The organism is Leifsonia xyli subsp. cynodontis DSM 46306 (genome assembly GCF_000470775.1).
GTDB lineage: Bacteria > Actinomycetota > Actinomycetes > Actinomycetales > Microbacteriaceae > Leifsonia > Leifsonia cynodontis.
Map to the genome: position 1 here is coordinate 2,237,805 of NC_022438.1, position 25,918 is coordinate 2,263,722.

The following is a 25,918-nucleotide window of genomic DNA, read 5'->3' on the forward strand; positions in this document are numbered from 1 at the left end:
ATTAGCCCCCCGCAGCACTAGGAAATTTAACAAATGAATTGTAGTGATCGGGCGTATAGTAAGCGCTTCCATCGCTACCTGTGACTGAACGCTGCCCTCCTCTGTCAACATCCGGGATCCGGGGATTTACGTCCCCCTCCCGATAGCTAGGGCCGTCTGGCAACGCGCCCTCCCTATTGCTAAAGTTTCGGCCTCCCGCATATCCAGACGGCGGCTTCCCTGTGCTCTCTACAACGTCATCAACCATGGCCGCCTTCGCAGTGGCTGGGCCAAGAGGTGTCGGGGGATTTCTAACAGGAGCCCTCACGCTGCTAGCAGCGGTTTCTGCTTTTGCGGCTGTGTTCCCAGCGGTGTTGGTTATGACTTTGGATGCGACCGCGCTGAGGGCTTTCCCAGCCACAGCACCCACAGCCCCACCAACAATACCGCCGACCGCGCCACTCGCGACCGCTGAAGCGAACCCCGCCCCGGTCTTCTTCCCGGGCTTCAACCCGTAGGTAACCGCACCACCAACCGCACCAGCACCCAGGATCACCGCCCCACACACCCCGAACGTAACCGCAACACACCCCGCCGCACCCGCGATCGCCGCACCAACCGCAACAGCCGCCACAACACCCGCACCGATCGCGGCGGCTTTCTGCCAGGTCTTCGGGCTCCAGCTCCAGGGGTTCCACCATTGCTCGGACTTCTTACCCGAGCTGCCCTTCGCGCTGGACTTGTCCGTCTTCGAACCACCCGCCACGGCTTTCGGCTTCGATTTCGCGCCGGCCGATTTCGCTGCCGCAGGTTTCCCCTTGGACTTGTTCGTCTTGGGTTTCAGCCCAGACGGGTCACTGGTAGTGACCGGGTTGTTGTGGGAGTAAGAGTACCCGTTCGACTGCTGCGGGTCGGTCATGTCCAGGATCGGGTCGACGGAGAGGAACTTCCCGATCACCGGGTCATACGCCTGAGCACCCAACTGCGTAAGCCCAGTCATCACACTGGTGGGCTTGTTCAAATACCCATGCTGGCTCCCCCACACGGTTTGAGGCCCGCGCGCGTTGCCGTAGGGGTCAGCGAAGCGGCGGGTGACCTGCCCAGTGGACTGATTCACCGCGAGATCCTGCGTACCGTTCATGTCACCGGACAGCCACGTCACAGTGCTGCCGGACACCCCAACCTTGGTGGAGCGTTCCGCAACAGTCACCCCCGCCACCGAATACGTCCGGGTCGCGGACGCCGCACTCGCGCCAGGCGCGAGCGTCACTTCGGTCTCCCCCACGAACAGGGTCGTCCCAGCCTTCGGATCCGTCTGCAGCAGCACGTTCCCGTCAGCGTCATACACCCGGGACTGGGTACCGTCTTTCGTGGACACCGAGGCGAGCTTCCCGGACTCATCCCACGTCAAGGTCTGCCCCGGACGCGTCACAGTGTTCCCGGCTGCGTCGTAGTCGTACTGTCCACCGGCCACACTCGTCACCGCGTGCGGACGCGCGGCACCCGCCGCCGGATACGTGTAGCTGGTGGTGGTGTCCCCGGCTGTGGTGTGCGCGGTGGTGGAGGTGCGGTTCCCCGTCAGCGGGTCGACCGTGTAGCTCGTCCAGTACGGCGCCGCCCCACCCAGCCCGGCCGTGGTGGGGGTGGGTGCGCAGTCGCTGCTCTTCGGCGTCCACGCTTCGGTGAGCTGGTGGAGGTAGTCATAGCGGAAGCACTGCGTATCCGCGCCGGCCGCGCCGGTGGTGGAAGAGGTCGGTTTGCCCTTAGCCAACGTGTCGAACGACCACGACGCCAGCAACGCACCACTGGTAGAATCGGAGTATTTCGCCGTCTTCCGGTTCAACTGGTCATACGTGTACGCCAACACCTGCCCGCGCGCGTCCGTGGTGGACAGCACATTCCCCGCCAGATCATAGACACTCACCGTGCGACCGGAGTCCGGGTCGTCGGCGACAACCTGGTTGCCTTTCAGGTCGTACTGCCACGCCCACCTATTGCCCGCAGGATCGACCATGCCGGTCATCTTCCCGCCCGGGTTGTACTCATACGTGGTGGCCAACCCGGCACCAGCGATCCCCGCTCCCTGGTACTGGACCAGCTTCGTCTTCTCCCCCCGCGAGTTCGTGAACGTACTCGTCGGGGTGCCCCCAGCCGGTGGCACCATATCGGTGCGATCCGCCCCCGGATACGCATACCTCGTCCGGGACGTCTCATCCCCATACGTATACAGAACACTCGCGGTAGTCCGCCCCGCCGCATCGAACACCGTGTCCGTGCGGGAAGGCACCTGAGCCATACTCGTCGGCACGAACAGCTTGCCATTCGGCGCCTCGGTCGCCCAATACGGCCTCGTGGTCGACACCGTCCGACCCTGGGAATCATAAGCCGTGTCCGTGTTCACCCCACCGGAACCGACCGCGGGCGCCTGCGACTGCACCAGACGGCCGAGACCATCGACCACCTCGATCGTGGTCTTCGTCCCACCCGGGATCAGCGTCTTCGTCGTCACCGTCGATGCCTGCGTCTGCGACACCCCATAGGCGAACGCGCTCGACGGGGAGGAGGCGTTGTCCGCCTGCGCCCGGTTCGGGAGCCAGACTGCGGTGCGGCGGCCGAGCGCATCGTACGTCGCCGAGGTGACCTTCCCGTTTTCATCCGTCACTGACAACTCCGCGCCGCGTGCCGGATCCAGCACCGTGCTCGATACCCACCCGACCGGATTCGTGGTCTCCACCCTCGTCGTCGGGCCCCCCGTAGTGGCGGGCGTGTAGGCGGTCTTCGACACCCGCCCCAACACATCCGTCACCTCAACCGGCCGCCCCAGGCCGTCGTACACGCTCGTGGAGGCGACCGTCCACGTCTTCGCCGCACCCGACATCTCGGTGACCGCCTCGGTCATGGTCACCTCCCCCCGCGTCGGCGCCGCACCGACCGCGGCCCCGTCGTAGGCGGTGCGGACTCCGCTGATCAGCCGATCCGCACCCACCGTTCCGGACTGATCACACGCCCCGGAGGTGGTCAGCACCTCGGAAACTGAACCGACCAGGTTCGCCGCCGCGTTCACCGCCGCATACACCGTCGTCGCACACGTCGCAGGCGCGTCACTGGACACCACCTGCTGCGTCACCGACAACCCCCACGCCCCCGCGAACGCCGTGGACGACGTCGTCGTCCGGCTCCCCCCAGTGGACACCGGCTCGCTGGTCACCACCGTCGCCTCACCGGTATACCACGCGGAATGGTAACCATTGCTCGCCGTCGCCGCCGACATCCACGGCGTCGTCGTGGTCGACACCACCGGACCCCCCCACCCCCAACGTGGTCACCTGCTCCCGGACCCGCCCCGCAAAGGGACGCTCATCCGGCACACCCAACACACTCACGGCTTTCGCGCCGCCCGCGGGGGCGGCGCGGTCGCCGTTCAAGCCGCGGAAAAAGGTGTACTTCGTCACAGCCTGCCCCGCCGGATTCCCCGCACTCCCGACCCGCACCTCGGTGGAATCGAACCCAGCGAAAACCGACCAGGAGCGCTTGTCCGCCGCAGACAGCGGGGAGTCGTTGTACCGCCACGCCGGCGTGCCATACAGGTAGGACTTCTCAACCGCGGGAGACCCCGCACCACCGTGTTCGGGTTATCGATCACACTCGTGACCACATACTTATGGAACAGATCCTGCTGAACTGCTTGCGGCGGCGTCACCGCCGGACTCCACCACTGCGAGTAGCAGCGTTTCGTATTATTCTGCGGATTCGCGAAAATCGCCGCCCGATCCCCCGGCACACACTCCTGCCCCGAATAATTCACGCTCACCGTCGCACCCAGCTCGGTCTTGATCGAAGAGATCCGCCACTTATCCAACGGCACCAACCCGTCGATCGCCCACACCCGATTCTGCATCGTCGTCCCCGCAAAACTCACGGTCGGCTCCGTCAGTGACGTGCCGTTGCTGTAGCCGGTGTGGGTGATGCTGTCCAGCCACAACGCCGCCGACGTGCCATCGCCGGGGGCGGGGAACGACTGCTTGAGCTCCTAGGAATCCACATCCTTGTACGACCCACCCGTGAGGACCTGGGTCTTCACGCTGGCGAGCTTCGAGGTGGTCCAGAACGTCGGGGAAATCTGGGTCGCGCACGAACCCGAGGTGCAGAGCTGGTCGAACGGGACATCCGGATACGCCGCCGCATTCACCGGCTTCACCGCGTTCCCGGCTGTCGGCTGGGCCATGCACGACTCACCACCCGGATCCGAGCAGCGACCATTCCTGTCATAGGTGTCATAGGAGAAGAACACCTTCCCGCTGGCCGCGTTCGCCCCATAGACGGTACGGTGCTGGAGGTCAGGCCGTACTCGATGTGCTCCAACTCACCGCCCCGCGTATAAGCGGTCGCCGTCGACCCGTTTTTGGCGTAGAGGTTCGTTTGCGCGTTGTAATAGAACGCCTCCGCATTGCCGTGAGTGTCCACCACGTAGTCGAGGTTCCACCGCCACCCCAAGGTGCAGGACGACGCCGCGTGACACGGCTCCCCGACATCGTTCCCGAACACCGGAACACTCCACGCACTATTCGTCACCGGCTTCCCCGCACTCCAGCCAGGAAGCTGATTCAGGCCGAAGAAATACTGGGTCCCGTCCGTGGTCGTCATCTGCCAACACGCCGTGTCCGAGGTGCCATTCGCGGCACACAGTCCACCCTTGAGCTCCGTGAAGCGAGTGCCGTCATCATTGCCCAACCGGTACTGATTCGACCCCGCAACCTGGATCAACTCACCCGAATGCCCCGCGAACGACACTGACGCATTCGCGTTCTTCCAACACAGGTCCCCACTCGTCCTCACCGCACCACTCGGCCCATCATCCACCGCACACCCCACATAAGAACGCTCGATGAACCCACCCCCCGCCAAAGACCACCCCTCACCGACCGCCGACGGCTGATTATTCGTCGACCCCGTCAACCCATCCACCGACTGCGAATCATACGACAACGAAAGATCCGGAGAAGGACCAGCCGCAACCGGCGGCACCCGCAACGGATACTCCCACGTGAACGTCCCCGTCTGCGCCGACACATCCCACTCACTCGACGGCCTCAACGACGTCGCCGTGAAATCCCCCGTCCCCCTCCCACCAACCGGCGCCGCCAACGGTATCAACAACACCGGCGCCGAAGACAACACCGGCGCAAGCACCACATCCCCACCCTTCGCCTGGACAGACGAGGGGACCGAGTCGGCTGCCTCCACCACCGCCTTCGCGGACTCCGGCGGCTTCACCCCGTCCACCTGCACCCACCGGGCACGCGAAGCATAATCCGCACCAAACACCGCATCCAACAACCGCGACGGAACACGCACCCCCACCGACGCCTCACCCTTGCCCCCATCCACCCGCTTCAACTGAACGACCGGGCCGGACACACCGAGCTTCTTCGCCCGCTCAGCACTCAAAAACCGTGCCTCAACCTTCCCCGCACTATCCCTCGCCGCAGCCTTCGCCTTCCCCTTACGGGAGACATCGAGTTGCTTCCTCGCATCCCGAACCGCAACAGGATCCCCCGCCGCAGCCACCGCCACCCCCGACCCACCCAACTCACGCCACGCACCATCCACCACCGTGGCCCGACCACCACCAACAGAATCGACAACCACCGCACCCAAACCCGCCGAACCATCAGTGACAACCTCATACACCCCCGACAACGCCTCAGCAGACACAACTGGCGCCGACACCGGAGAAACACCACCCCCAACCTCGACCCCCGACGCCAGAGAACCCTTCACAACCTTCTCCGACACCAACGGAACCGGCCTCTCACCAGCAAACACCGGCACACCCTGCACAATCGCCACCACCAACGCCGCAACAGTCGCAACACCGATCGCAGCACGGCGACCAACCACCCCACGGCGACCAACCACCCCACGGCGAATAGAACGAGAAGAATCACGCTTCATTAGGAATCTTTCTGAACTCAACGAAATCACGCAGGAAAACAGGTCACGGTTGGGGGACAGGACGCTGACGCAACGTCGAATCCGGCAACGCAGCCGGATACACAGAGACATCTGCGACAGCGCCATCGAAGAACTGCGTCGGAATCCCACCGGTGAGAGCCGAGCCGACCACGACAGCGCCCAAAGCCGGAACATCATCCACCGGAAGCGAGAAGAACACCCGGTTCACAGTGAGGACATCATCCGCGTAAACCACAATCCCCAACTGCCGATTCACCGCATCCCAGACACCCGAAACCGTCACGAAACCCGGTGTGGTCGAAACCGCCGGTCCCGTCACGCACTTCGTCACCGCCGTGGGGCCCTGGGCGCGCAGACAGAACTGCCAATTCATTCCCGCCTGCAAAGAGAACCCTGAATCACTCACCCCGCTCCCCGAGACAACCGCCTGCGCCTCCGTCTGCCCCGACGTCTTCACCCGCGCCGAGACCGTGAACGATTTCGTCGTGTCCACCACACCCGGAGCGGTGGCCGTCGGCTGATACTTCGCCAGGAACCCCCGCGAGCCCTCGTTCACCGCCCCAGAAGGACAGGCAGAAGTCGTTGTCGTGAAGTAGTCGTTCCCCACCCGGCAGCGGAAGATCTCCACCGCCGTGTACCCGGCCGGCAGCGCCGAGGCCGAGGCCCACACATACCCGAGAGGCCGCCCCGTTGGACCAGCGCCGTCGCAGTTCGCGGCGCGGGAGAGCATGTTCCCCGCCCCATACGCGCACGCATACAGCACCTGCGTCCCGGACGGCTGCACAGCACCGGAACCGTACCGGGCAAGCTGCCCGATGGTGGACTCAAGGACGAACCCCGGCAGGGAAGCAGCGTCCTTCTCTGTTGCGTGCCCCCCACCCGGCTTCGCATAACCGTTCAGCGAAACCATGCCGAGGAACCTCAGCTGTGGGTCCTCACCGTCCGCACTCGCCCACCCGGCATTCCCGCCGACCGGAATCGACGCCGCTCCGACCCGGTCCGTCAAGGTCATCGCATCCACATCATCCGCACTCCAGACGTGACCGGTCGACAGATCCGGCAGTTCCGCCCGAACCTCCAGCCCCGCCGCGGACGCCTTCGACACCGAATCGTACGAAACGTTCCCCGCCCTGTCGTATGCGGCAACCCACAACGTCGAGAGGTCCTCGACCGGAGCGACCCGAATCGTCGTCCGTCCCGACGGATCCGCACAGACAACACGCACCGCGCCCGCCTGTCCCAGCCCACAATCCGGCAACGCCGACGTGTAACTGGTCACCGGCGCGGCAGGGCTCATCACCGGCCTACCGCCGTTGGTCCACCACACCTGATACCCGGCGATGGCGGGTTCCGCAGCAGTGACCACCACATCGAGCGGGCTGCCGACCGTCGCGCCCACCGCATCCACGCTCACCGTCGGCAGTGCCGGTTTCGTGGAATCCGCCACGAAATAGCACCTCGGGGAAGCAGCCGAATAGTTGATCGTGTCGAAGCCCACCGCCGACCACGCGTATTTCTCCCCGTCCACCAAACAGTTCGCCGGGATCGTGTACGTCAGGTTCGCGCCCTGAGCCTGGAAAGCCGTCCCCGGGACATCCTGCACCCCATTGGACAGCCGCGTGATCGTGAAGATCGCCGCCGTGTTCTGCGGGTCCGGGTCCGTCACCGTGACCCCGATCGTCACCGGCGCGCCACCGTAAACATAGACCGGATTGTTCGCATCCGTGCTGCAGGACCGTGCGGGAGCCGTGAACGCAGGAGCGGCTGGCGTGTTCGGGCGTGAGTTGTACGTCACGATCAACTGGGCATCCCACCGGTAATGTTTACCGGTGAGGGAGCTGCCCTCATTCTCCGCCCGCAGCGCGAGAGTCTGATACGGGAGCCCCGCGGCAGCAGCATCCTGAATCGCGACAGTGGCCGAGAAACCCACCCACTGCGGGTCCCGCTGGCACGGACCACCGACGTTGTAAGCCTGCCCGTCGATCGCCCGCACCCACTGCCCCGGGTCGGAATTCCAGGTGAAGCCGACACCGGAGGGCCCGTACTGCCACAACTGCATCCACGTGCTCGCACAACTGTTCGCCCACGTCTGAACGACATTGAAACGAGCGTTCTGAATCGCCTTCCCGGCAAGGAAACTCGTATCGAACCGGTAGAACGCCCGAGAGAGGTAGCCGACACCGCCCTGGACCCCGTAGCCGGCGCTGTTCTCCGGCGGATTCAAGTAAGACTGATTCGGATACGCACGATCCGTATACCAGTCGTACTGCAAATAGCCACTCCAATCCGGGTCCACATACAACGGATACGTCACATCACCATCCGTGATCGCACCAATGTCAAGAACCGACTCCGCACCCGACACGGAACTGGCAACCGCACGCGGCTCCGAACCCCCCGGACTCTCCTCGCTCGCCGCCTCGTGCGACGAGTCCCACCACAGCGGCGTCGCCGCCAGAACCGGCTCACCCTCGGCAGGATGCGCCTCCAACGCTCCCGTCTCGGCCGACTCGACCAGGCGCGCACCCGTGACCGTCAAACGCAAAGCCGACAACCGCTCATCCGCAGCAGCTTCCGCGTTCTTGACGACCAAAACTTCCCGCATGCCCGCTTTGGTCGCGGTGACCCACAGATTCACACCGGGAAGAACATCCTTGAACACCGCCGCGTTCTTCTTGACCGTGGGAACAGGAAGGTCACCGTAGGGCCAAGTCTCCGTGATCCACTCGCCCGACACCGAGCGAACCGACACGATCTGATCCGTGCCACCCCGCCCGATGCGGACCGGAACCGCAGCCACCTTCGGCTCGAACCACTCATCCTCCTCGACCAGCGTCGTGTCGAGCGTGGTCCACTTCCCCTTGACTTTCGCCTGCTCCGGAACCTGACTGGTCACCGCCTCCATGAGACCGTCAGCACGCACCTTCACCAGCAGGTTCGGAGAGCTCTGAGAATCGACCACGACATCATGGCCATACGCCTCCGCGACCGCCCGCGCCGACACCTCATCCGCGGCATGATCCGCATCCACGACCCCCGCCGACTGCTCAACCGCCGCACCAACCGGCACATCGACAGCCACAAGGCCCGCACACACCACCAGCGCCGCCACCCCACCAGCCACCAACCGAGACCACCCACGACCGGACACACATGCCGGAACCCAGCGACTTCTACGAATTTTCATAATCGACACTCATCATTGCTTAAAACAAATGCGAAATGAAAATTTCAGAAATACTTACATTCGACCCGTAAAGGGTGACAACACCACCAGAGAGCGAACACAGAGGGAAACGAGAGAACGAGCGAGAGCGAACCGCGTCGCCGCGTCCCAGGCCGAACCGCTCAGCCCGCGGCGACCGCCCGCAAGGATTGCCGCGCGATCTCGAGTTCCTCGTTGGTCGGCACGACCAGCACCGTCACCGCAGAGCCGTCCGCTGAGACGATCCGCGCGCCCGGCGACCGGGCCGCGTTCCGCTCCGGGTCCAGCTGGATGCCGAGCACGCCCAGTCCCTCGCACGCGGCCGCGCGCAGATCGGGGTCGTTCTCGCCGACGCCGGCCGTGAAGGTCAGCGCGTCGAGGCCGCCCAGCAGTGCGGTGTAGGCGCCGATGTAGTGCTTGAGCCGGTGCGCGACGGTGTCGAGCGCGAGCCGGGCCGAGACATCCCCCGACTCCACCGCCCGATGCACATCGCGCATATCGCCGTGGCCGGTGAGCCCCAAGAGGCCGCTGCGCCTATTGAGGAGCTCATCCAGTTCGTCGATGCCGAGACCGGCGCGGCGGGCCAGATGGAACAGCACCGCCGGGTCGAGATCGCCGGAGCGTGTGCCCATCACGAGCCCCTCGAGCGGCGTCATCCCCATCGAGGTGTCGATCGAGCGACCGCCATCGACCGCGCACGCCGAGGCGCCGTTGCCGAGGTGGAGCACGATCTGCTTGAGCTCGCCGAGCGGGCGTCCGAGCACCTCCGCCACCGCTCCCGAGACGTACTTGTGGGAGGTACCGTGGAAGCCGTAGCGGCGCACACGGTGCTTCTCGGCGAGCGCTGCGTCGATCGCGTAGGTGTACGCGGCCGGTCCGAGCGTCTGATGGAACGCCGTGTCGAAGACAGCGACGTGCGGCACCTCCGGGAACGCCTGCTTGGCGGCGCGGATACCTTGCAGGTTCGCCGGGTTGTGCAGCGGGGCGAGGTCGGCCAGGTCCTCGATGTTGATCTCGACCAGGGGGGTCACGATGGTCGGCTCGAAGAAGCGCTTGCCCCCGTGGACGACTCGGTGCCCGACAGCGTCCAGGGGATGCTCGGCCAAGCTCGGCCCGTCAGTCTCGAAAGCCGCCAGCATCGCGCGGAAGGCCGCGATGTGGTCCGGGATCGCGAGCGTCCGCTCGCCAGAGCCGCCCGGTCCGCGGTGACGGATGCGCCCCGCGCCCTCCCCGATCCGCTCGATGAGACCGGTCGCGAGCGCTTCCTCGCTCTTCGCGTCGATCAGCTGGTACTTGAGCGACGACGAGCCGCTGTTGACGACGAGGACGGCGCTCATGACAGAGCCGCCTGGATGGCCGTGATCGCGACCGTGTTGACGATGTCCTCCACCGTCGCCCCGCGCGAAAGGTCGTTGATCGGTTTCCCGAGCCCCTGAAGCACCGGGCCGATGGCGACGGCCCCGGCGCTGCGCTGGACGGCTTTGTAGGTGTTGTTCCCGGTGTTCAAGTCCGGGAAGACGAACACCGTCGCACGGCCGGCCACCTCCGAGCCGGGCATCTTGGCGGCGCCGACCGCCGCGTCCGCCGCGGCGTCGTACTGGATCGGCCCGGCCACGGGGAGCTGGGGAGCCCGGTCGCGGACGAGCGCCGTCGCGGTGCGCACCTTGTCCACATCCGCCCCCGTGCCAGAGTCGCCGGTCGAGTACGAGAGCATCGCCACCCGCGGCTCGATCCCGAACTGACCGGCGGTGAGCGCCGAGGAGACCGCGATGTCGGCGAGCTGCTCGGCGGTCGGGTCCGGGATGACCGCACAGTCGCCGTAGACAAGCACCCGGTCGGCGAGTGCCATCAGGAACACGCTCGACACGACCGAGACGCCCGGACTGGTCTTGATGATCTCGAACGCCGGACGGATGGTGTGCGCCGTCGTGTTCGCGGCCCCCGACACCATGCCATCGGCGAGCCCGGCGTGGACCATCATCGTGCCGAAGTAGGACGGGTCCGTCACCGTGTCCGACGCCTGATCGATCGTGATGCCTTTATGCGCGCGCAGTTCGGCGTACTCGTGCGCGAAGCGCAGCCGCAGCACGTCGTCGAACGGACTGAGCACCTCCGCACCGGAGATGTCCAGACCGAGCTCGATCGCGCGCGAACGCACCTCGAACGGCTCGCCGAGGATGGTGAGCCGGGCCACGCCGCGGGCCAGCAGGGTCGCAGCGGCGCGCAGGATGCGATCGTCCTCCCCCTCGGGCAGCACGATGTGCTTGTCGGCGGCGCGGGCGCGCTCGATCAGGTCGTACTCGAACATCAGCGGTGTCACAACCTCGTGACGGGTGACATCGAGGCGCGCGAGCAGGGCCCCGGCGTCCACGTGCCGCTCGAACAGGGCGAGCGCCGTGTCGTACTTCCGCTGCGAGTCGGCGGCCAGCCGGCCGCGCGCGTGTGTGATGCGGACCACCGTGTCGTAGGTGTCGAGTCGTGTTCGCACAATCGGCAGCGGCGAGCGCAGGCCCGCCAGCAGGCGCTCGATCGGCTCGGGCAGCTCGAAGCCGCCGTTGAGCACGATCCCAGCGATCGACGGGAACGTTTCGGACGCGTTCGCCATCAGCACGGCGAGCAGGACCTCGGTGCGGTCGCCGGGGACCACCACGACCGCCCCCTCCACCAGGCGAGGCAGCACATTGTTCATGGACATGCCCGCCACGACCACGCCCAGAGCCTCACGCGCCAGCAGCTCACGGTCACCGGCGAGCAGCTCGCCGTCGGTCACCTCCATGATCGAGCGGATGCTGGGCGCGACGAGGAAGGGGTCTTCCGGGATGGCCCACACCTGCGGCCGGTCGCCCTGAGCCGGGGCGCCTGTGGCCACCGCTTCGCCCACCGCTTCGACGATCGCCTCCAGCCGCTCGCTGTCCGCGCGGTTCGCGACCACCGCGAGCAGTCCGGCGTGCTCGGCGCGAAGCTCGGCCACGGCGAGCTCCGCCAGCTGCCGCAGCTCCTCCGGCGAGCGCGGGTCGGCCTGCCCGAGGCGCTCCCCGAAGCCCTGGCCGATCCGTCCACCGAGCACGAGCAGCGCCGGGGCGCCCAGATTCGCGGCGATGCGCGCGTTGTAGCCGAGCTCGGTCGGGCTGCCGACATCGGTGTAGTCCGAGCCGAGGATGACGACGGCGTCGGCTTTCGCCTCCACCGCGCGGAACCGCCGGACGATCTCGCCGAGCGCCGCGTCCGCGTCCGCGTGGACGTCCTCATAGCTGACGCCGACCGCCTCCTCGTAGCCGATCCGCACCGTCACGCGAGTGAGCAGCAGGTCGAGCACATAGTCGCGCTCGACCGTGGAGCGGGCAATCGGACGGAACACCGCGACCCGTTCGACCGAGGGCCGCAACGCCTCCAGCACGCCGAGGGCGACCGTCGATTTGCCGGTGTGCCCCTCGGCCGAGGTGATGTAGAGCGACCTCACCATGTCAGCCGGCCCTTTCGATCGTCCCGAGGGCCCCGAACCGGTATACGGTCTCCGGCGGCGCCTCGGCCGTCCTGTGGTCTTGGCTCGGCCGGGTCGCGTTCATGGTGATAGTCAGTCCTCCGTCAGAGGGGATGCGATGGACCGCGAGCCACTCCGGATCGAGCACGGCCGGGGACCCGGCGGCGAGCGCGTCGGTCAGCCGCTCACCCAGTACCTGCCCAATGATTGCCTGTCCGGTCATTCCTGCGCCTCGACTCGTCGGAGCTTCATTCTACAGAATGTAGAACAGTGGCGTCGCCGTCCGCACTCGACACGGTGCCCGCGACCGCGACCCGCACGGAAAAGACCCCCCACGCACCCGCCAGAGCCCGGTTGCCCTTGCTGCGTTTCCGCCCTGGGGGAGTTGGCCTGGATGGCGCCACGTGGGGAGCCGACGATCAGTGTAGCGGGTCCGGCTGGGAGGAGCGGCAACGAGCACGACCCAGCGTCCGCTAAGATATTCGGAGCCGTCACCGCCAGGTGGGGGCGACCCAGGAGAATTCGCCTAGTGGCCTATGGCGCACGCTTGGAAAGCGTGTTGGGTGCAAGCCCTCGGGGGTTCGAATCCCCCATTCTCCGCCCAGAGCCGAGGAGGCCATCGGGCACCGCCCCACCCCGTGGAGCCCGGGCTTCGTCGCAGACGTTACCTCTTGACCATGACTAAGAAGATGTTCGCTCAGCTGTGCGCCACCGGGGCGATCGCCGCGGTGACCCTGTTGATCGGCAGGAACCTGCACGACACCGCCACGGTGGTGCTGTTCGCGGTCGGGGTGCTCGCGACCATCCTGTCGGCCTTCCGGGTGCGCTCGCTGCGGGCGCGAGAGGTTGCCGAACGCCGCCGCCAGGTCCGTGTCCCCCAAAATACCGCTACCGAGTCGGAGGCCGATCCGTCAGGCTCGTAGCGATGAGCGGACGGAAAGAAGTCGGACGGACCGCAGAGACGTTGCGGGTGACGGTGCTGCATCCCTTCCAGCGCCTGTACGTCCGCGGTCTGCTGGCCGCTCTGGCGCTGACCACGCCGGTTTTCGCCCTGCTCTACTGGCTGACCGTCCCCGACGACGCGCACATCGTTGTGACCGGTCTCACCGCCCTGGGGATCTACGCCTTCTTCAGCACCCGCATCTCCCTCGGTCCGGATGGGGTCAGCGAGCGCCGTTTCTTCGGGAGGACGGTGCTGACACGACCGGGCGAAGCCGGGGCGATCCTGCTCGTTCGGCTCTACGACGGGAATACGCTCGACACCCTCCCGGAGCTTCTTCGTGACCGGACACAGCGGCCGGGTGCTCATCCGCATGCGCGGCCGATTCTGGTCACTGGAGGATATGGAGCGTGTGGCTGAGGAGCTGGATGCTTCGGTCACCCGCACCGAGGAGCCGATGACGCGCACTCACCTCCGGAGGAGATCCCCGGAACTCCTCTCCTGGTTCGAGCGCGGGCTCCACCGGAGCTGAGCAGCCGCGGCGCTACCGCGCGACGGTCTGCCACGCGACGAGCCTGGATTCCTCCAGTGTCGCGACGGCCGAAGCGGCCAAGGACGCCGCTGAACCATCGGCCGGAGCCCCCAGATGTTCCTCCAGACCGGCGACGATCTCGGACATCGTCCGCGGACGGTCGAGCAGACGCCAGATCTGCGCGCCGAGCCCATGCAGCACCCGGGCGATGCCGTCGCGCAGGAGCACAAGGTCGCCGTCGACGGTGAGTTCGTCTTCGACATCGGCACGGGTCAGCGCCTCGATGAGCGCGTCGTCGGAGAGCAGCTCGGCGACGACGGGGACGAAGCCGGCCGCCTCGCTGTAGCGCACCGCGAAAGCGCCACCGCAACGGTCGAGGGCGGCGGCGAACGCCGCCAGCGGCCGCCGGCCCCGGACAAAGTAGCTGGTCTGCGGCAGGATGTGCTCGACCGCTTCGCGGAAGAGAAGCGGTCGCAGTTCAGGGGCGCCGGTGTGCGAGGGCTCGCGATCGAGGACGAGAATGCGGCGGAGGCGGGCGCCGGCGGCCCCGCTGCGCAGCATCCCGAACTCCTGCGGCGACGCCTGCCGTTTGAACGGACGGCCCGGAACCTTGATCGAGACGGGCTTCTGGTAGGAGAGCACCCTGCCGCTGGACGTCACAGCCACGGATTCGTCCGAACAGTAGACCAGTTCGCGCCCGAGCGCCTGGGACACCGTGCTCTTGCCCGCACCCGATGGGCCGACCAATGCCACGGCCGCCCCGGTCACGGGATGCGCGAACCCGGCGGCGTGGAGCAGCAGCCGCCCCTCGGGCTGAGACGCGAGCGCGATGTGCGTGACCGCGACCGTGAGCCGTTCCGCCAGTTCGTCCAGGCTGCGTGCGACGACCTCAGTGGGCACGTCCCCGCCATCCCCGACGGAGACGCGGAAAGCGCCTTCCGGGTCGAGGACGCCGCGGAGAACGCTGTACGCCGCCGTTCCGACCGGGGCCCGGCACCAGTCCCATGACTCCACGAGAGGAGCGAGATCCTGTCCCGGCGCCGCGGTCGCGTCAAGGCGCAGCTCGATAGGAGACCCGAGGGCCATCACGGTGAGGCGAAGTTCGTTCATGTCTGTGGTTCGACATTAGCCCCGGTGGGTTCTAACAGTGGTCGCAACACCGGCTAGTTTCGGGAGTTGTTATGACACTTGTAAGGACGTCGCAGAAGATGACCGGGCCGGCACCGATGTCGGCCGAGCGTGCATGATATATCGAGTTGTGGCGGCAGGGAATGAACACCTCCGAGATCTGCCGGATGCTCGGGATTCGCCGCAAGCTGGGCAACAACTGGCGGAACGGGTGGAAACATCGCGACCTGGTCACGGGCAAAGTGCGTTACTATCCGCCGATCGATGAGGTTCCGGTGGTGACGACGGTCTCGGCCCGGTTCTTATCGGAGGACGAGCGGGTGAGGATCGCCGACCAACTCAGGACGGGCGCGAGCATCCGCAGTATCGCAGCCGACCTGGGACGAGCACCGTCGACAATCAGCCGGGAAGTGCGCCGCAATCGCGGGATCACTGGGGAAGTATCGACCGTTCCATGCGCACCGGCTCGCGAGGAGTCGCCGTGCCCGTGACCGGCCGGGGAAGATCGCCTCCAACCCCCGATTGCAGCAGGAGATCCGTGGGCTGTTGAAGAAGTATTGGAGTCCCGTTCAGATCTGTCAGCACCTGCGTCAGCAGCATCCTGACGATCCGAGCATGCGCGTGGTGCATGAGACGATTTACCGCGACCTCTACGACTACCGCGGCGGCGCACTCCCGCGCGAACTCTGCCGAATGCTGCGCACCAAACGCGACAGACGCAAAGCACCCCGCGTGATCGCCCGGCGCAGGATCCGATTCAACGCTGCGCTCACGATCCATGACCGTCCGTTCGCGCCCACGGACCGCAGCGTCCCCGGAGCCTGGGAAGGCGACCTCATCATGGGGCTCGGCAACCGTTCGGCGATTGCCACACTCGTCGAGCGAACGACCCGGTTCACTCTCCTGTTGCCTGTTGACGCTGTCAACAGATCCGAGAGCCTCCGCGATCAGCTCGTCCCTGCTCTCGCGGCGCTCCCGCCCGAACTACGCCGCTCAATCACCTGGGACCAGGGCTGGGAAATGGCGAGACATGAAGAGATCAGCCGCGCAACAGGAACGAGAATCTACTCCTGCGACCCGCACTCGCCCTGGCAGCGCGGCAGCAACGAGAACACGAATCGGCTCTTGCGGGACTACTTCCCCAAACGCACCGACCTCAGAACACACACCCCGAAAGAGCTCGCCCTCGTCGCCGCCGAACTCAACAACCGACCCCGCAAAATCCTCGGCTGGAAGACCCCGAACACCCTCTTCACTACGCTGCTAGAACAAACACACCATCCATGAGTGTTGCGACCACTGTTAGAACCCACCCCCAATTCCCCTGGACCGTGACAAACGTCGCGTATTGGGTGGCGTTCAGCGCGAGAGCTCAGGCGAACGGCTCCCACGGCGGGACAGCGATGATCACGCCGAGCCCGACCGCGACAGACGCCGGGACCATCGGCCAGCGGCGCGGGCGCCGCTGGCGTGCCGCCGTGGCGGCGTCAGTGCGCGAGTTCGGGAACCGTCCGCGGCCGGACGACGAGCCACAGGGACGCGATCGACACCAGCGCGCACACCGCCATCACCGCGCCCATCGGCACGGCGCTGCCGGTGCCCAGGATGCCGACGATCGGCGAGACGATCCCGGCGATCCCGAAGTTCAGAGCGCCGAGCAGGCTCGCGGCCGTGCCGGCTTCGTGGCCATGGGCGCTCAGCGCGAGGACCTGCACACAGGGGAAGCCGAAACCGCAGGCGGCGATGAAGAACCACAGCGGGACGACGACACCCCACAGGCCGGCCTGCGCCTGGTCGAGCAAGACGATGAGGAGAGAGGAGACGAGCATGACCACGGTCGAGACAGCGAGTATCCACTGCGGCCCGACATACTTCGTGAGGCGCGAAGCGGACTGCACACCGATGATGATGCCGATCGAGTTCACAGCGAAGAGCAGGCCATACTCCTGCGGGTTGAACGAGTAGATCTGCTGGAAGACGAACGAGCTCGCGGAGAGGTACGAGAAGAGCCCGGTGAAGTTCGCGGCGCCGACGATCGCGATGCCGACGAAGACGCGGTCGCTGAGCACAGACCTGTAGCGCTGGCCGACGGTCGCGTGCCCGGCGTCGTGCCGCCACGCCCGCGGGAGGGTCTCCGCGATCCAGAGCGAGACGCAGACGACGAACAGGCCGTAGCAGGCGAGCGCGACGAAGATGCCGCGCCACGGCATGACGAGGAGCAGCCAGGAGCCGATCACCGGGGCGAGGACGGGGGCGAGACCGTTGACGAGGGCGAGGCGGCTCAGCATCCTGACCAGCGGCCGGCCGCCGAACAGGTCCCGGACCATCGCCATCGCGACCACACCGCCGGCGGCGGCGCCGATGCCCTGCAGCGCGCGGGCGGCACCGAGCAGCTCCACATTCGGCGCCACTGCGGCCGCGAGACAGGCCACACGATGTGTACCGCCGTCGCGACGATCAGCGGTGTGCGCCGTCCGATCTTGTCCGACCACGGCCCGACGAGCAGCTGTCCGACGCCGAACCCGATCGTGGTGGCCGTCAGCGTGAGCTGGATCGCGGCCGTCGAGACGCCGAAGTCGGCTTCCAGCGTCGGCAGCGCCGGAAGGTTAGGTGTCGATGGTGAACGGCCCTGGGCAGCACATCTAGCCAGCGCCCGGGAGCCGGCTATAGGTTCATCCGGACGACACATCGCCGACGAGGCCGGAGGACGACCATCATGAGGCTCACCCCCACCCGGGCTGACAAGTTCTCGTTCGGACTGTGGACCGTCGGCTACACCGGCGCCGACCCGTTCGGCGGCGCGACCCGGCCACCGCTCGACGTGGTGGAGGCGGTGACGAGGCTGAGCGAGCTGGGCGCTTACGGGCTCACCTTCCACGATGACGACCTGTTCGCGTTCGGCTCGGCCGACGCGGAGCGGCAGAAGCAGATCGACCGGCTGAAGCAGGTGCTCGCGGACACCGGGATCATCGTGCCGATGGTCACAACGAACCTGTTCAGCGCCCCGGTGTTCAAAGACGGCGGCTTCACCTCCAACGACCGCGCCGTGCGCCGGTTCGCGCTGCGGAAGGCGCTGAGGAACCTCGACCTCGCCGCCGAGCTGGGGGCGCAGACGTTCGTGATGTGGGGTGGCCGCGAAGGGGCGGAGTACGACTCCGCGAAAGATATCCGGATGGCGCTGGAGCGCTACCGCGAGGCCGTCGATCTGCTCGGCGACTATGTCACGGACAAGGGCTACGGCATCCGGTTCGCCCTGGAGCCGAAGCCGAACGAGCCGCGCGGCGACATCCTGCTCCCGACCGTCGGCCACGCGCTCGCGTTCATCTCATCGCTGGAGCGGCCCGAGCTGGTGGGGCTCAACCCGGAGGTCGGGCACGAGCAGATGGCCGGGCTCAACGTCGCCGCCGGAATCGCTCAGGCGCTGTACCACGGCAAGCTCTTCCACATCGACCTCAACGGGCAGCGCGGCGTCAAGTACGACCAGGATCTGGTGTTCGGGCACGGCGACCTGCAGAATGCCTTCGCGCTGGTCGACTTGCTGGAGAACGGCGGCCCGAACAACGGCCCCGCCTACGACGGCCCGCGCCACTTCGACTACAAGCCGTCCCGCACCGAGGACATCACGGGCGTCTGGGAGTCGGCGGCGGCGAACATGCGCACCTACCTGCTCTTGAAGGAGCGCGCGGCGTCGTTCCGCGCCGACCCCGAGGTGCAGGAGGCGCTGGCCGCGTCGCGCGTCGCGGAGCTGTCGCAGCCGACGCTCGGCCCGAGCGAGAGCTACGGGGACCTGCTAGCCGACCGCAGCGCGTTCGAGGACTTCGACGCGGGCGCCTACTTCGGCGGCAGGGGCTTCGGCTTCGTGCGTCTTCAGCAGCTGGCACTCGAGCACCTGCTCGGCGCACGCTGAGGGACTTGCTGTGACGCTGGTCGCCGGGGTCGACTCCTCGACGCAGAGTTGCAAGGTCGTCGTGCGCGACCTCGGTTCGGGCACGCTCGTGCGCTCCGGACGGGCGGCGCATCCTGAGGGCTCCGAGGTGGACCCGGCAGCTTGGCGGTCCGCCCTGACCGAGGCGGTCGCAGCGGCGGGCGGGCTGGACGACGTGGCCGCGGTCTCGATCGCCGGGCAGCAGCACGGGATGGTCGTGCTGGACGCCGACGGCCGCGTCATCCGCGACGCCCTCCTCTGGAACGACACCCGCAGCGCGGGGGCCGCACGCGACCTCATCGCGGAGGTGGGAGCCGGCGCCTACGCCGCCCGCGCCGGCGTCGTTCCGGTCGCATCGTTCACCGCGACGAAGCTGCGCTGGCTGCGGGACGCCGAACCGGAGAACGCCGGGCGCGTCGCGGCCGTCGCACTCCCCCACGACTGGCTGACCTGGCGGCTGCGTGGGTACGGCCCCGCGGACGAGAGCCCGCTCGGGCCGGACCTCGAAGCGCTGACGACCGATCGCTCCGACGCGAGCGGCACGGCGTACTGGAGCGCAGCGACAGGAGCCTACGACCTCGACCTGTTCGAGCGGTCCCTCGGGCGGGCCGGGAAGCCGGAGACCCCGGCGACGGCGTCGTCCTGCCGCGGGTGCTCGGTCCGGCCGAGAGCGCCGGCCGCACTCCCACCGGGGCACAGCTCGGGCCGAGCGCCGGTGACAATGCCGGGGCCGCACTCGGGCTCAGCGCTGCGGACGGCGATGTCGTCGTCTCGATCGGGACGAGCGGCACGGTCTTCGCGGTGACCGGGACGCCGGTCTCGGACGCCAGCGGGACGGTCGCCGGATTCGCCGACGCGAGCGGCCGGTGGCTGCCGCTGGTGGCGAATCTCAACGCCGCACGCGTCCTCGATGCGATCGCGGGCGTGCTCGGCGTGGACCACGCCGGTCTCTCCGCCCTCGCGCTCACGGCCGAGCCGGGTTCGGGCGGGGCTGTCCTGGTGCCGTACTTCGAGGGCGAACGGACGCCGAACCTGCCGGACGCGACGGCCAGCGTCCACGGTCTCACTCTGGCCTCGACCCGGCGCGAGAACCTGGCCCGCGCGGCGATCGAGGGGATGCTGTGCGGGCTCGCCGACGGGCTCGACGCCCTCCGGGCGTGCGGCGCGCGGGAGCGGCGCGTTCTGCTGATCGGCGGCGCGGCGCAGAGCCCGGCCGTCGCGACGATCGCGGCGCAGGTGTTCGACGCCGTCGTCGTCGTGCCGTCGCCGGGCGACTACGTCGCGGACGGCGCGGCCGTCCAAGCGGCCTGGGCCCTCACCGGACAGCGGCCACGGTAGGCGGTCGCGACGTCCAGGACGTTGCGCGTGGACACGCGCACGATCATCCGCCAGCAGTACGCGGCGGCGCGGACGGTGGGCTGACACCCGGCCGGCCGGGGCACGCGCTCAGAACTGCGCGGCCAGGGCCGCACCGGCGGCGCGGGCCCAGCGCGCGGCGTCGGCGGTCGCGGCGGCGATGAGGACGGGGAGGGCGAGAGCGTCGCCCACCGCAGCGGCCCCCGCCACGAGAGCGGCGCCCCCGGACAGGAGGCCGAAGCCGGCGTCGAGCCCTTGAACGAGTCGGGGGCGAGGACGATAGTGGCGGAAACGGCGCCCATCTCCTCACACTGGCACAGGATCGCACCACCCGGCCGCATCGCTCGATTTGCGAAAAAGAGCGTCCTCCCCGAAATCCTTCGCGTCTCCCGGTGTCTCCCTCTGTGTAAGGGATCGCGCCGCCCGTTCCCAGAGGAGGGACACCATGAGCACACCGATCATCGTGGACGACGACTACACCACAATCCCGTACCTGCTGCGGCAGGGGCAGCGGATCAATCTGATCCACTGGCACCAAATCGACGAACGCTGGACGTACGAGACGATGCATGGAAACTACTGCGGGCGCAACCAGTCCAGTTGGCTGCTCGAGGTCAACGGCGAGCCCCGCGCCGTCTCCCGTGCGATGTGGGCGTTCTTCACCTAGACCGAACGGGGGGCGCTGTCCCAGGGCGGCGACCGTCTCGGGAGAGCGGCGCCGCCCGGTGACGTGTCGTTGCGCGCATGGTTTGATACCATATTTCACATACTGTACTCGGTTTGTGGAGGTGGTCGGTGCCGGGCGACGGTGTGCCGTTGGTCTTCGATTTCGAGGCGGCGGACGCGCTGGCGGTCGGGGCGAGGGTGGCGGCGGCGATCGAGGTGCGGACGCCGGTTCGTTCGGGTGTTGTCGCGGTCGCGTCGGCGGAGTTCCGTGGCGGGTTAGCCCGCGCGTTCGCACGGAATGGTGAGCATGCGGCGGCCGGCGGGCGGGCGGGCGCGGCGGGGTTGCGGAGCCTGGCCGGGTTCGCGGACGAGATCGCGGAGAGCGCGCGGGCGGAGAAGGTCCGGCGTTCCCGGGTCCGGGAGTGGGAGTATCGGCGGAGTCGGCGGGAAGCGCAGGCGGTGGCGCTGGGGATCGCGGCGGCGGTGTCCTTCGAGGTGTGGGACCCCCGGCCAGCGGCGGGGCCCCCGCCGCTGAGACGGGCTGTGGAGCCGGTGTCGGTGCGGCGGGACACCCCGCCTGCCACCATGAGCGACAGCGGCAGCGGTGGTGTGTCGTCGGCGCGGCCGGGGGATCTGCGTGCGTATGCGAGCATGTGCGGGACGCTGGACGCGGAGCTGGCCGGGTATCTGCACCGGGTCCGGCAGGCGGTGGACGCCTTCGAGCGGGGGTGCCGGTGGGGTGACCTCGACGCCTCGGCTGTCCTGACCGGGTTCCAGCGCTGGCTGGACGGCAACCGGGCGGACGCTGCCTGGGCGGAGGGGACCGCTGCGGGTTTCGAGACCGCCGGCGGCGGGGCGAGCGGGACGGTGTGGGCGGTGTACGATCCGGTGCGGAAGGGGTGGGCTGCGGCCACCCCCGCTGAGCTCCTCGGCCTCCTGCGATCCCTCACCGCCGCCGAGCTCGCCCGGCTGCTGCGGAACAACCCCGACCTCGCCCAGACCTTCTGGAACCATCCCCCCGACCCCGTCCACGTCGCGGACTGGTGGGCGGGCCTGACCGCGAAACAACAGAACGCCCTCGTGAAGACCGCGCCGGTGATCATCGGCAACCTCCCCGGCCTGCCCTACCGCATCCGGGACACCGCGAACCGGGCCACCTACGCCCACTGGCTGCGCCACCTCGACGAACTCACCGAAGACCAACGGAAAGTCATCCAAGCCCTCAGGAAAGCCCTGGCCACTCCGGAGGACGGCGTCCCGGTGCGGTTGGTCGCCCTGAACCTCTTCGCCACCACCCCGCCGGTCGCGGTCGGCTACGGCGACCTCGACCGCACCAGCCACACCACCTGGTGCGCCCCCGGCATGGACTTCGACGCGAAAGACGCCCTCGGCACCTGGAGCGATGCCGCGAAGAACCTCTACCGGACCCAGCACACCACGAAGGTCGGCACTCCCGGTGTGGTCGCGTGGATGGGCTACGACACCCCGGGCCTGCTCGGGGTCGCCTTCGGGGCCGCGGCGGAATCCGGCGGCGCCCGCTTCGCGTCCGAGATCGACAGGAACAGCGCGGCACGGGCAGCCGGTGAGGCCGGGCCGGCGAGCATCGCCGTCGTCGCGCACTCCTACGGCACCACCATGGCCTCGTACGCGCTCACCCAGACGACCACCAGGATCGACTCGCTCGTGATGGTCGGCTCCGCCGGGATCGACACCGGTCTTGTGCCCTCGCTCTCCCGTGTCCACGCCACCACCGTCTACACCACCCACGCCACCGGCGACCGCCTCGCCCCCTTCGGCTCCCCCCTCGCCCACCGCGCCGAACCCAACCCCGAAGCCGCCGGAGCCACCGACCGGGCCATCGGCGGGGCCCACGCCTTCTCCTCCGAAGGCAACGGCCGCGACCTCGCCGGAGTCGATGGCCACAACCCCCTGGGCGAACCCCACCGCACCGCCCCCGGCGGCCTCCTCAACGCCGAACCCAGCAGAGGACACGGCTACTTCAATCTGGACACCCAATCGCTCTGGAACACGTCCGCGACCGCCCTCGGCCGGCCCGATCTGATCGATGGGGACCTGACCTCGACCACCGCCGGCGCCGACGCCCACAACCAGCGGGCCGAGAAGATCACAGAACGCCAGCGACAAAAGGCCCTGCCATGACCCACGCCCGCACGCTCACCGCCGCCCTCGCCCTCGTGGTCACCGTCTCGCTTGGAGGCTGCACCATGACCCCACCACCACAACCCGGCACCCAGAAAACCGGCCTCCACCTGCGCGACCAACTCCTGGACTACATCCACGACTCCCTCGCAGCAAGCGGCCTCCCCGACGGCTGGCGCTACAACCAAGAACCCGGGAGCGAAGCCTGGGACCCCGCCACCTCAGAATTCATCGGCAGTTCCTGCTACGTCGGCTCCACCAACAGCAAACGACTCAGCATGGACCTCTTCCACGACCCCGTCGGAGCAGCCCCGGACTTCGCCGCCACCATGAGCGACTACTGGACCAGCCGCGGCTACACCGTCATCGTCGCCACCAAACCCGCCGCCTCCGGCCACCACACCCGTCCTCCGCGCCGACCTCCCCAACGAGGCACGGCTCAGCGTGACCGCCCACGACGACTTCTTCGTCCTCGGATTCCACACCGAATGCTCCACCAGCCCCACCCTCGACGACTTCGCCGGACCCCACGGCTACCGCACCTGGGACCCCACCAACCCCGACGACCCCTACAACGCACCCACCGAAACCGAAACCGACGCCGACACCAACACCGAGTGAGCACCGGGCACCCGCCGAGACCGGCTGCGGTGAGCGAACGCCTCGATCCCAGCGCCAGTCGCGGGACGTCACGGCGACCGAACTCGGCGCAGTCCTGCCGCGCGCCGCCGGTATCGGCATCCCGACGCCGGCGGCGCGCCGCCCGGACGGGGTGGCTACTGGGTCAGGTCGTACAGGGTGACCCCGTCGACCGTCTTCGCCGTGAAGCTCCGCTCCACCCAGCTCGCGATCGCGCTCGACGAGCCGCTGCCGCCGCTCGCCCGGCCGATACCGCCCGCGATGAAGTAGTGGATCTTCCCCGCGGCGACATCCTCTTTAAACTGCGCCAGCGTCGGCGACGGGTCGGACCCGTTGAAGCCGCCGATCGGCAGGACGCTCTCCTGCGTGGCGAGCTGGTAGCCGCCGCCCGCGCGCCCGCCGCCGCCCGGCCCGCCCATCGACCCGGCGACCGTCGGGCCCGCGGTGACGATCGAACCGCTGTGCGCGGTCGTCACCGTCTGCAGCGTGTATGCGGTCGGCGCGAGCAGTCCGGCCACGAGCACGACCCCGATGGTCGCACGCGGCAGCGCCCGGGAGCGACCGGCCACGCTCGGAGGGAGCAACAGCAGCGCGCCCGCCGCGAGGGCGACGACCAGAACGACGACCCTCAGCCAGGGCAGCCAGTCCGGCGCGCGGTCCAGCAGCGCCCAGGCCCACACGCCCGTTCCGAGCGCGGTGGCCGCCGAGAGGATGCGCACCCACAGGCGGCCCCGGGCGGCCCAGGCCGCCGACGCTCCGATCGCGACGGTCCCGGCGAGCGCGGGCGCGAGCGCGACCGTGTAGTAGGCGTGGAAGATGCCGGCCATGAAGCTGAACGCCAGAGCCGTGACGATCAGCCAGCCGCCGAAGAGCAGCAGCGTCGCCCGTCGGGCGTCGGTCCGGGGAGCGCGCCGTCCGAGGACCAGCGCGAGCAGCACGAAGGCGGCCGGGAGCACCCAGGCGATCTGGCCGCCGAGCTCGTTCTCGAACAGGCGCAGGACACCGGTCGAGCCCCACATCCCACCCCCGGCCGCGCCGCGGCCCGTGACGCTGCCGGTCTCGTCTCCGGTCAGCCGTCCGAAACCGTTGTAGCCGAACGTCAGCTAGAGAAAGCTGTTCGTCTGCGAGCCGCCGATGTACGGCCGCATCGAGGCCGGGACGAGCTCGACGATCGCGACCCACCATCCGGCGGAGACGATCACGGCCCCGAGCGCCGCGAACAGGTGCCCGAACCGTCTGCCCCACGACACCTTCGCCGCGAGAAGATACACGCCGGCGAGCACCGGGAGGATGAGGAACGCTTGCAGTTGCTTCGTCAGGAATCCGAACCCGATGGCCACGCCCGCCCCGATCACCCACCGGATGCGGCCGGACTCGATCCCGCGGAGGGTGAGGAAGGTGGCGAGGGTGAGCAGCAGGACGAGGAGGGCGTCCGGGTTGTTGAACCGGAACATCAGCGCGGCGACCGGCGTGAGAGCCAGCACGCCTCCGGCGAGCAGAGCCGTGCGTGCCGTGAAATTCCGCCGCACGATCGCGTAGACGAGGCCGACGGTCGCGACTCCCATGAGCGCTTCGGGGAGGAGGATGCTCCACGGGCTCAATCCGAAGATCCGCACCGAGAGCGCCATGATCCACAGGCTCGCCGGCGGTTTGTCGACCGTGATGGAGTTCGCGGCGTCGCTGGAACCGTAGAAGAAGGCTTCTCCGTCCACCGACCCCGCCTGCACGGCGGCCGAGTAGAACGAGTTGGCCCAGCCGCTCGCCGCGAGGTCCCAGCTGTAGAGGAAAGCCGTGGCAACCAGCAGGCCGAGCAGCGCCGGCCGCTCCCAGGCGGCGGAGCGCCGTGCGGAGCCGGCCGGACGGCTGGGTCGGCACGGGAGAAACGCCGGGCGCGGAGATGGAGGGGGCACGGGCACGGTGGTGACGGACAT

General features: G+C 68.0%; 16 protein-coding genes, 1 tRNA gene, 1 other RNA gene and 4 pseudogenes. 10 read left to right on the forward strand and 12 right to left on the reverse strand.

Features of this window, described 5'->3' with window-relative positions; translation table 11 throughout:
- Window position 1: 1 nt before the first annotated feature.
- Both O159_RS10795 and O159_RS15070 read right to left on the reverse strand, forming a co-directional pair.
- On the reverse strand, window positions 2-3,187 hold the full coding sequence (locus tag O159_RS10795; RefSeq protein WP_043993712.1) for an RHS repeat-associated core domain-containing protein: 3,186 nt from the start codon (window positions 3,185-3,187) through the stop codon (window positions 2-4).
- 10 nt (window positions 3,188-3,197) lie between these two features.
- Window positions 3,198-3,431, reverse strand: a complete 234-nt coding sequence (locus O159_RS15070) for a hypothetical protein (RefSeq protein ID WP_169725691.1) — start codon at window positions 3,429-3,431, stop codon at window positions 3,198-3,200.
- 378 nt (window positions 3,432-3,809) lie between these two features.
- Between O159_RS15070 and O159_RS16325 the strand changes: the two genes are divergently transcribed.
- Window positions 3,810-3,932 carry a hypothetical protein gene (locus tag O159_RS16325; RefSeq protein ID WP_269078356.1) on the forward strand — a complete coding sequence of 41 codons (123 nt, stop codon included), beginning with the start codon at window positions 3,810-3,812 and terminating at the stop codon, window positions 3,930-3,932.
- A 77-nt stretch (window positions 3,933-4,009) separates the two neighbouring features.
- Here O159_RS16325 and O159_RS10805 read toward each other — a convergent pair whose 3' ends face one another.
- The 7 genes from O159_RS10805 to ffs form a co-directional block, all read right to left on the reverse strand.
- The gene (locus O159_RS10805; RefSeq protein ID WP_021755825.1) at window positions 4,010-4,204 is read right to left on the reverse strand and encodes a hypothetical protein; all 195 of its coding nucleotides are present in this window, start codon (window positions 4,202-4,204) and stop codon (window positions 4,010-4,012) included.
- Window positions 4,174-5,835 (reverse strand): hypothetical protein, encoded by a 1,662-nt coding sequence (locus tag O159_RS10810; RefSeq protein WP_144267659.1) that lies wholly within the window; start codon window positions 5,833-5,835, stop codon window positions 4,174-4,176. Before O159_RS10810 ends, O159_RS10805 begins: the two co-directional genes overlap by 31 nt.
- Before the next feature lie 142 nt (window positions 5,836-5,977).
- Window positions 5,978-9,079: a DNRLRE domain-containing protein gene (locus O159_RS10815; protein WP_144267661.1), complete on the reverse strand. Its 3,102-nt coding sequence runs from the start codon at window positions 9,077-9,079 to the stop codon at window positions 5,978-5,980.
- Window positions 9,080-9,303: 224 nt separating this feature from the next.
- Window positions 9,304-10,497, reverse strand: coding sequence for an acetate/propionate family kinase (locus tag O159_RS10820; RefSeq protein WP_021755828.1), 1,194 nt, complete (start codon window positions 10,495-10,497; stop codon window positions 9,304-9,306).
- Window positions 10,494-12,623 (reverse strand): phosphate acetyltransferase, encoded by a 2,130-nt coding sequence (pta, locus tag O159_RS10825; RefSeq protein WP_021755829.1) that lies wholly within the window; start codon window positions 12,621-12,623, stop codon window positions 10,494-10,496. Before pta ends, O159_RS10820 begins: the two co-directional genes overlap by 4 nt.
- Before the next feature lies 1 nt (window position 12,624).
- Window positions 12,625-12,864, reverse strand: a complete 240-nt coding sequence (locus O159_RS10830) for a hypothetical protein (RefSeq protein ID WP_021755830.1) — start codon at window positions 12,862-12,864, stop codon at window positions 12,625-12,627.
- A 97-nt stretch (window positions 12,865-12,961) separates the two neighbouring features.
- An RNA gene (ffs, locus tag O159_RS14195) (signal recognition particle sRNA small type) lies at window positions 12,962-13,058 on the reverse strand.
- Between the two features lie 98 nt (window positions 13,059-13,156).
- Here ffs and O159_RS10835 point away from each other — a divergent pair.
- The 3 genes from O159_RS10835 to O159_RS10845 all read left to right on the forward strand — a co-directional run bounded on the left by O159_RS10835 (window position 13,157) and on the right by O159_RS10845 (window position 14,001).
- Window positions 13,157-13,241, forward strand: a tRNA-Ser gene (locus O159_RS10835).
- A 77-nt stretch (window positions 13,242-13,318) separates the two neighbouring features.
- Window positions 13,319-13,564 (forward strand): hypothetical protein, encoded by a 246-nt coding sequence (locus O159_RS10840; protein ID WP_144267663.1) that lies wholly within the window; start codon window positions 13,319-13,321, stop codon window positions 13,562-13,564.
- A 2-nt stretch (window positions 13,565-13,566) separates the two neighbouring features.
- Window positions 13,567-14,001, forward strand: coding sequence for a hypothetical protein (locus O159_RS10845; protein WP_236609474.1), 435 nt, complete (start codon window positions 13,567-13,569; stop codon window positions 13,999-14,001).
- Between the two features lie 124 nt (window positions 14,002-14,125).
- On the opposite strand, the gene O159_RS10850 is transcribed toward O159_RS10845, so the two are convergent.
- Entirely contained in the window at window positions 14,126-15,223 is a 1,098-nt protein-coding gene (locus tag O159_RS10850) for a P-loop NTPase family protein (RefSeq protein WP_021755831.1), read from the reverse strand.
- 161 nt (window positions 15,224-15,384) lie between these two features.
- On the opposite strand from O159_RS10850, the pseudogene O159_RS10855 reads away from it, so the two are divergent.
- Window positions 15,385-16,528, forward strand: a pseudogene (locus O159_RS10855) (IS30 family transposase).
- Window positions 16,529-16,728: 200 nt separating this feature from the next.
- On the opposite strand, the pseudogene O159_RS10860 reads toward O159_RS10855, so the two are convergent.
- A pseudogene (locus O159_RS10860) lies at window positions 16,729-17,883 on the reverse strand (multidrug effflux MFS transporter).
- 74 nt (window positions 17,884-17,957) lie between these two features.
- On the opposite strand from O159_RS10860, the gene xylA reads away from it, so the two are divergent.
- From xylA to O159_RS15075, 5 genes and pseudogenes are all read left to right on the forward strand, one after another.
- Window positions 17,958-19,148 (forward strand): xylose isomerase, encoded by a 1,191-nt coding sequence (gene xylA / locus O159_RS10865; RefSeq protein ID WP_021755834.1) that lies wholly within the window; start codon window positions 17,958-17,960, stop codon window positions 19,146-19,148.
- Between the two features lie 10 nt (window positions 19,149-19,158).
- Window positions 19,159-20,588: pseudogene (locus tag O159_RS10870) on the forward strand (xylulokinase).
- 379 nt (window positions 20,589-20,967) lie between these two features.
- Window positions 20,968-21,189: a hypothetical protein gene (locus O159_RS10875; RefSeq protein WP_021755835.1), complete on the forward strand. Its 222-nt coding sequence runs from the start codon at window positions 20,968-20,970 to the stop codon at window positions 21,187-21,189.
- Window positions 21,190-21,317: 128 nt separating this feature from the next.
- Window positions 21,318-23,348: an alpha/beta hydrolase gene (locus tag O159_RS13405; protein WP_021755836.1), complete on the forward strand. Its 2,031-nt coding sequence runs from the start codon at window positions 21,318-21,320 to the stop codon at window positions 23,346-23,348.
- 444 nt (window positions 23,349-23,792) lie between these two features.
- On the forward strand, window positions 23,793-23,969 hold the full coding sequence (locus tag O159_RS15075) for a hypothetical protein (protein WP_169725692.1): 177 nt from the start codon (window positions 23,793-23,795) through the stop codon (window positions 23,967-23,969).
- Between the two features lie 155 nt (window positions 23,970-24,124).
- Here the strand turns inward: O159_RS15075 and O159_RS10885 are convergent.
- Window positions 24,125-25,918, reverse strand: a pseudogene (locus tag O159_RS10885) (ArnT family glycosyltransferase).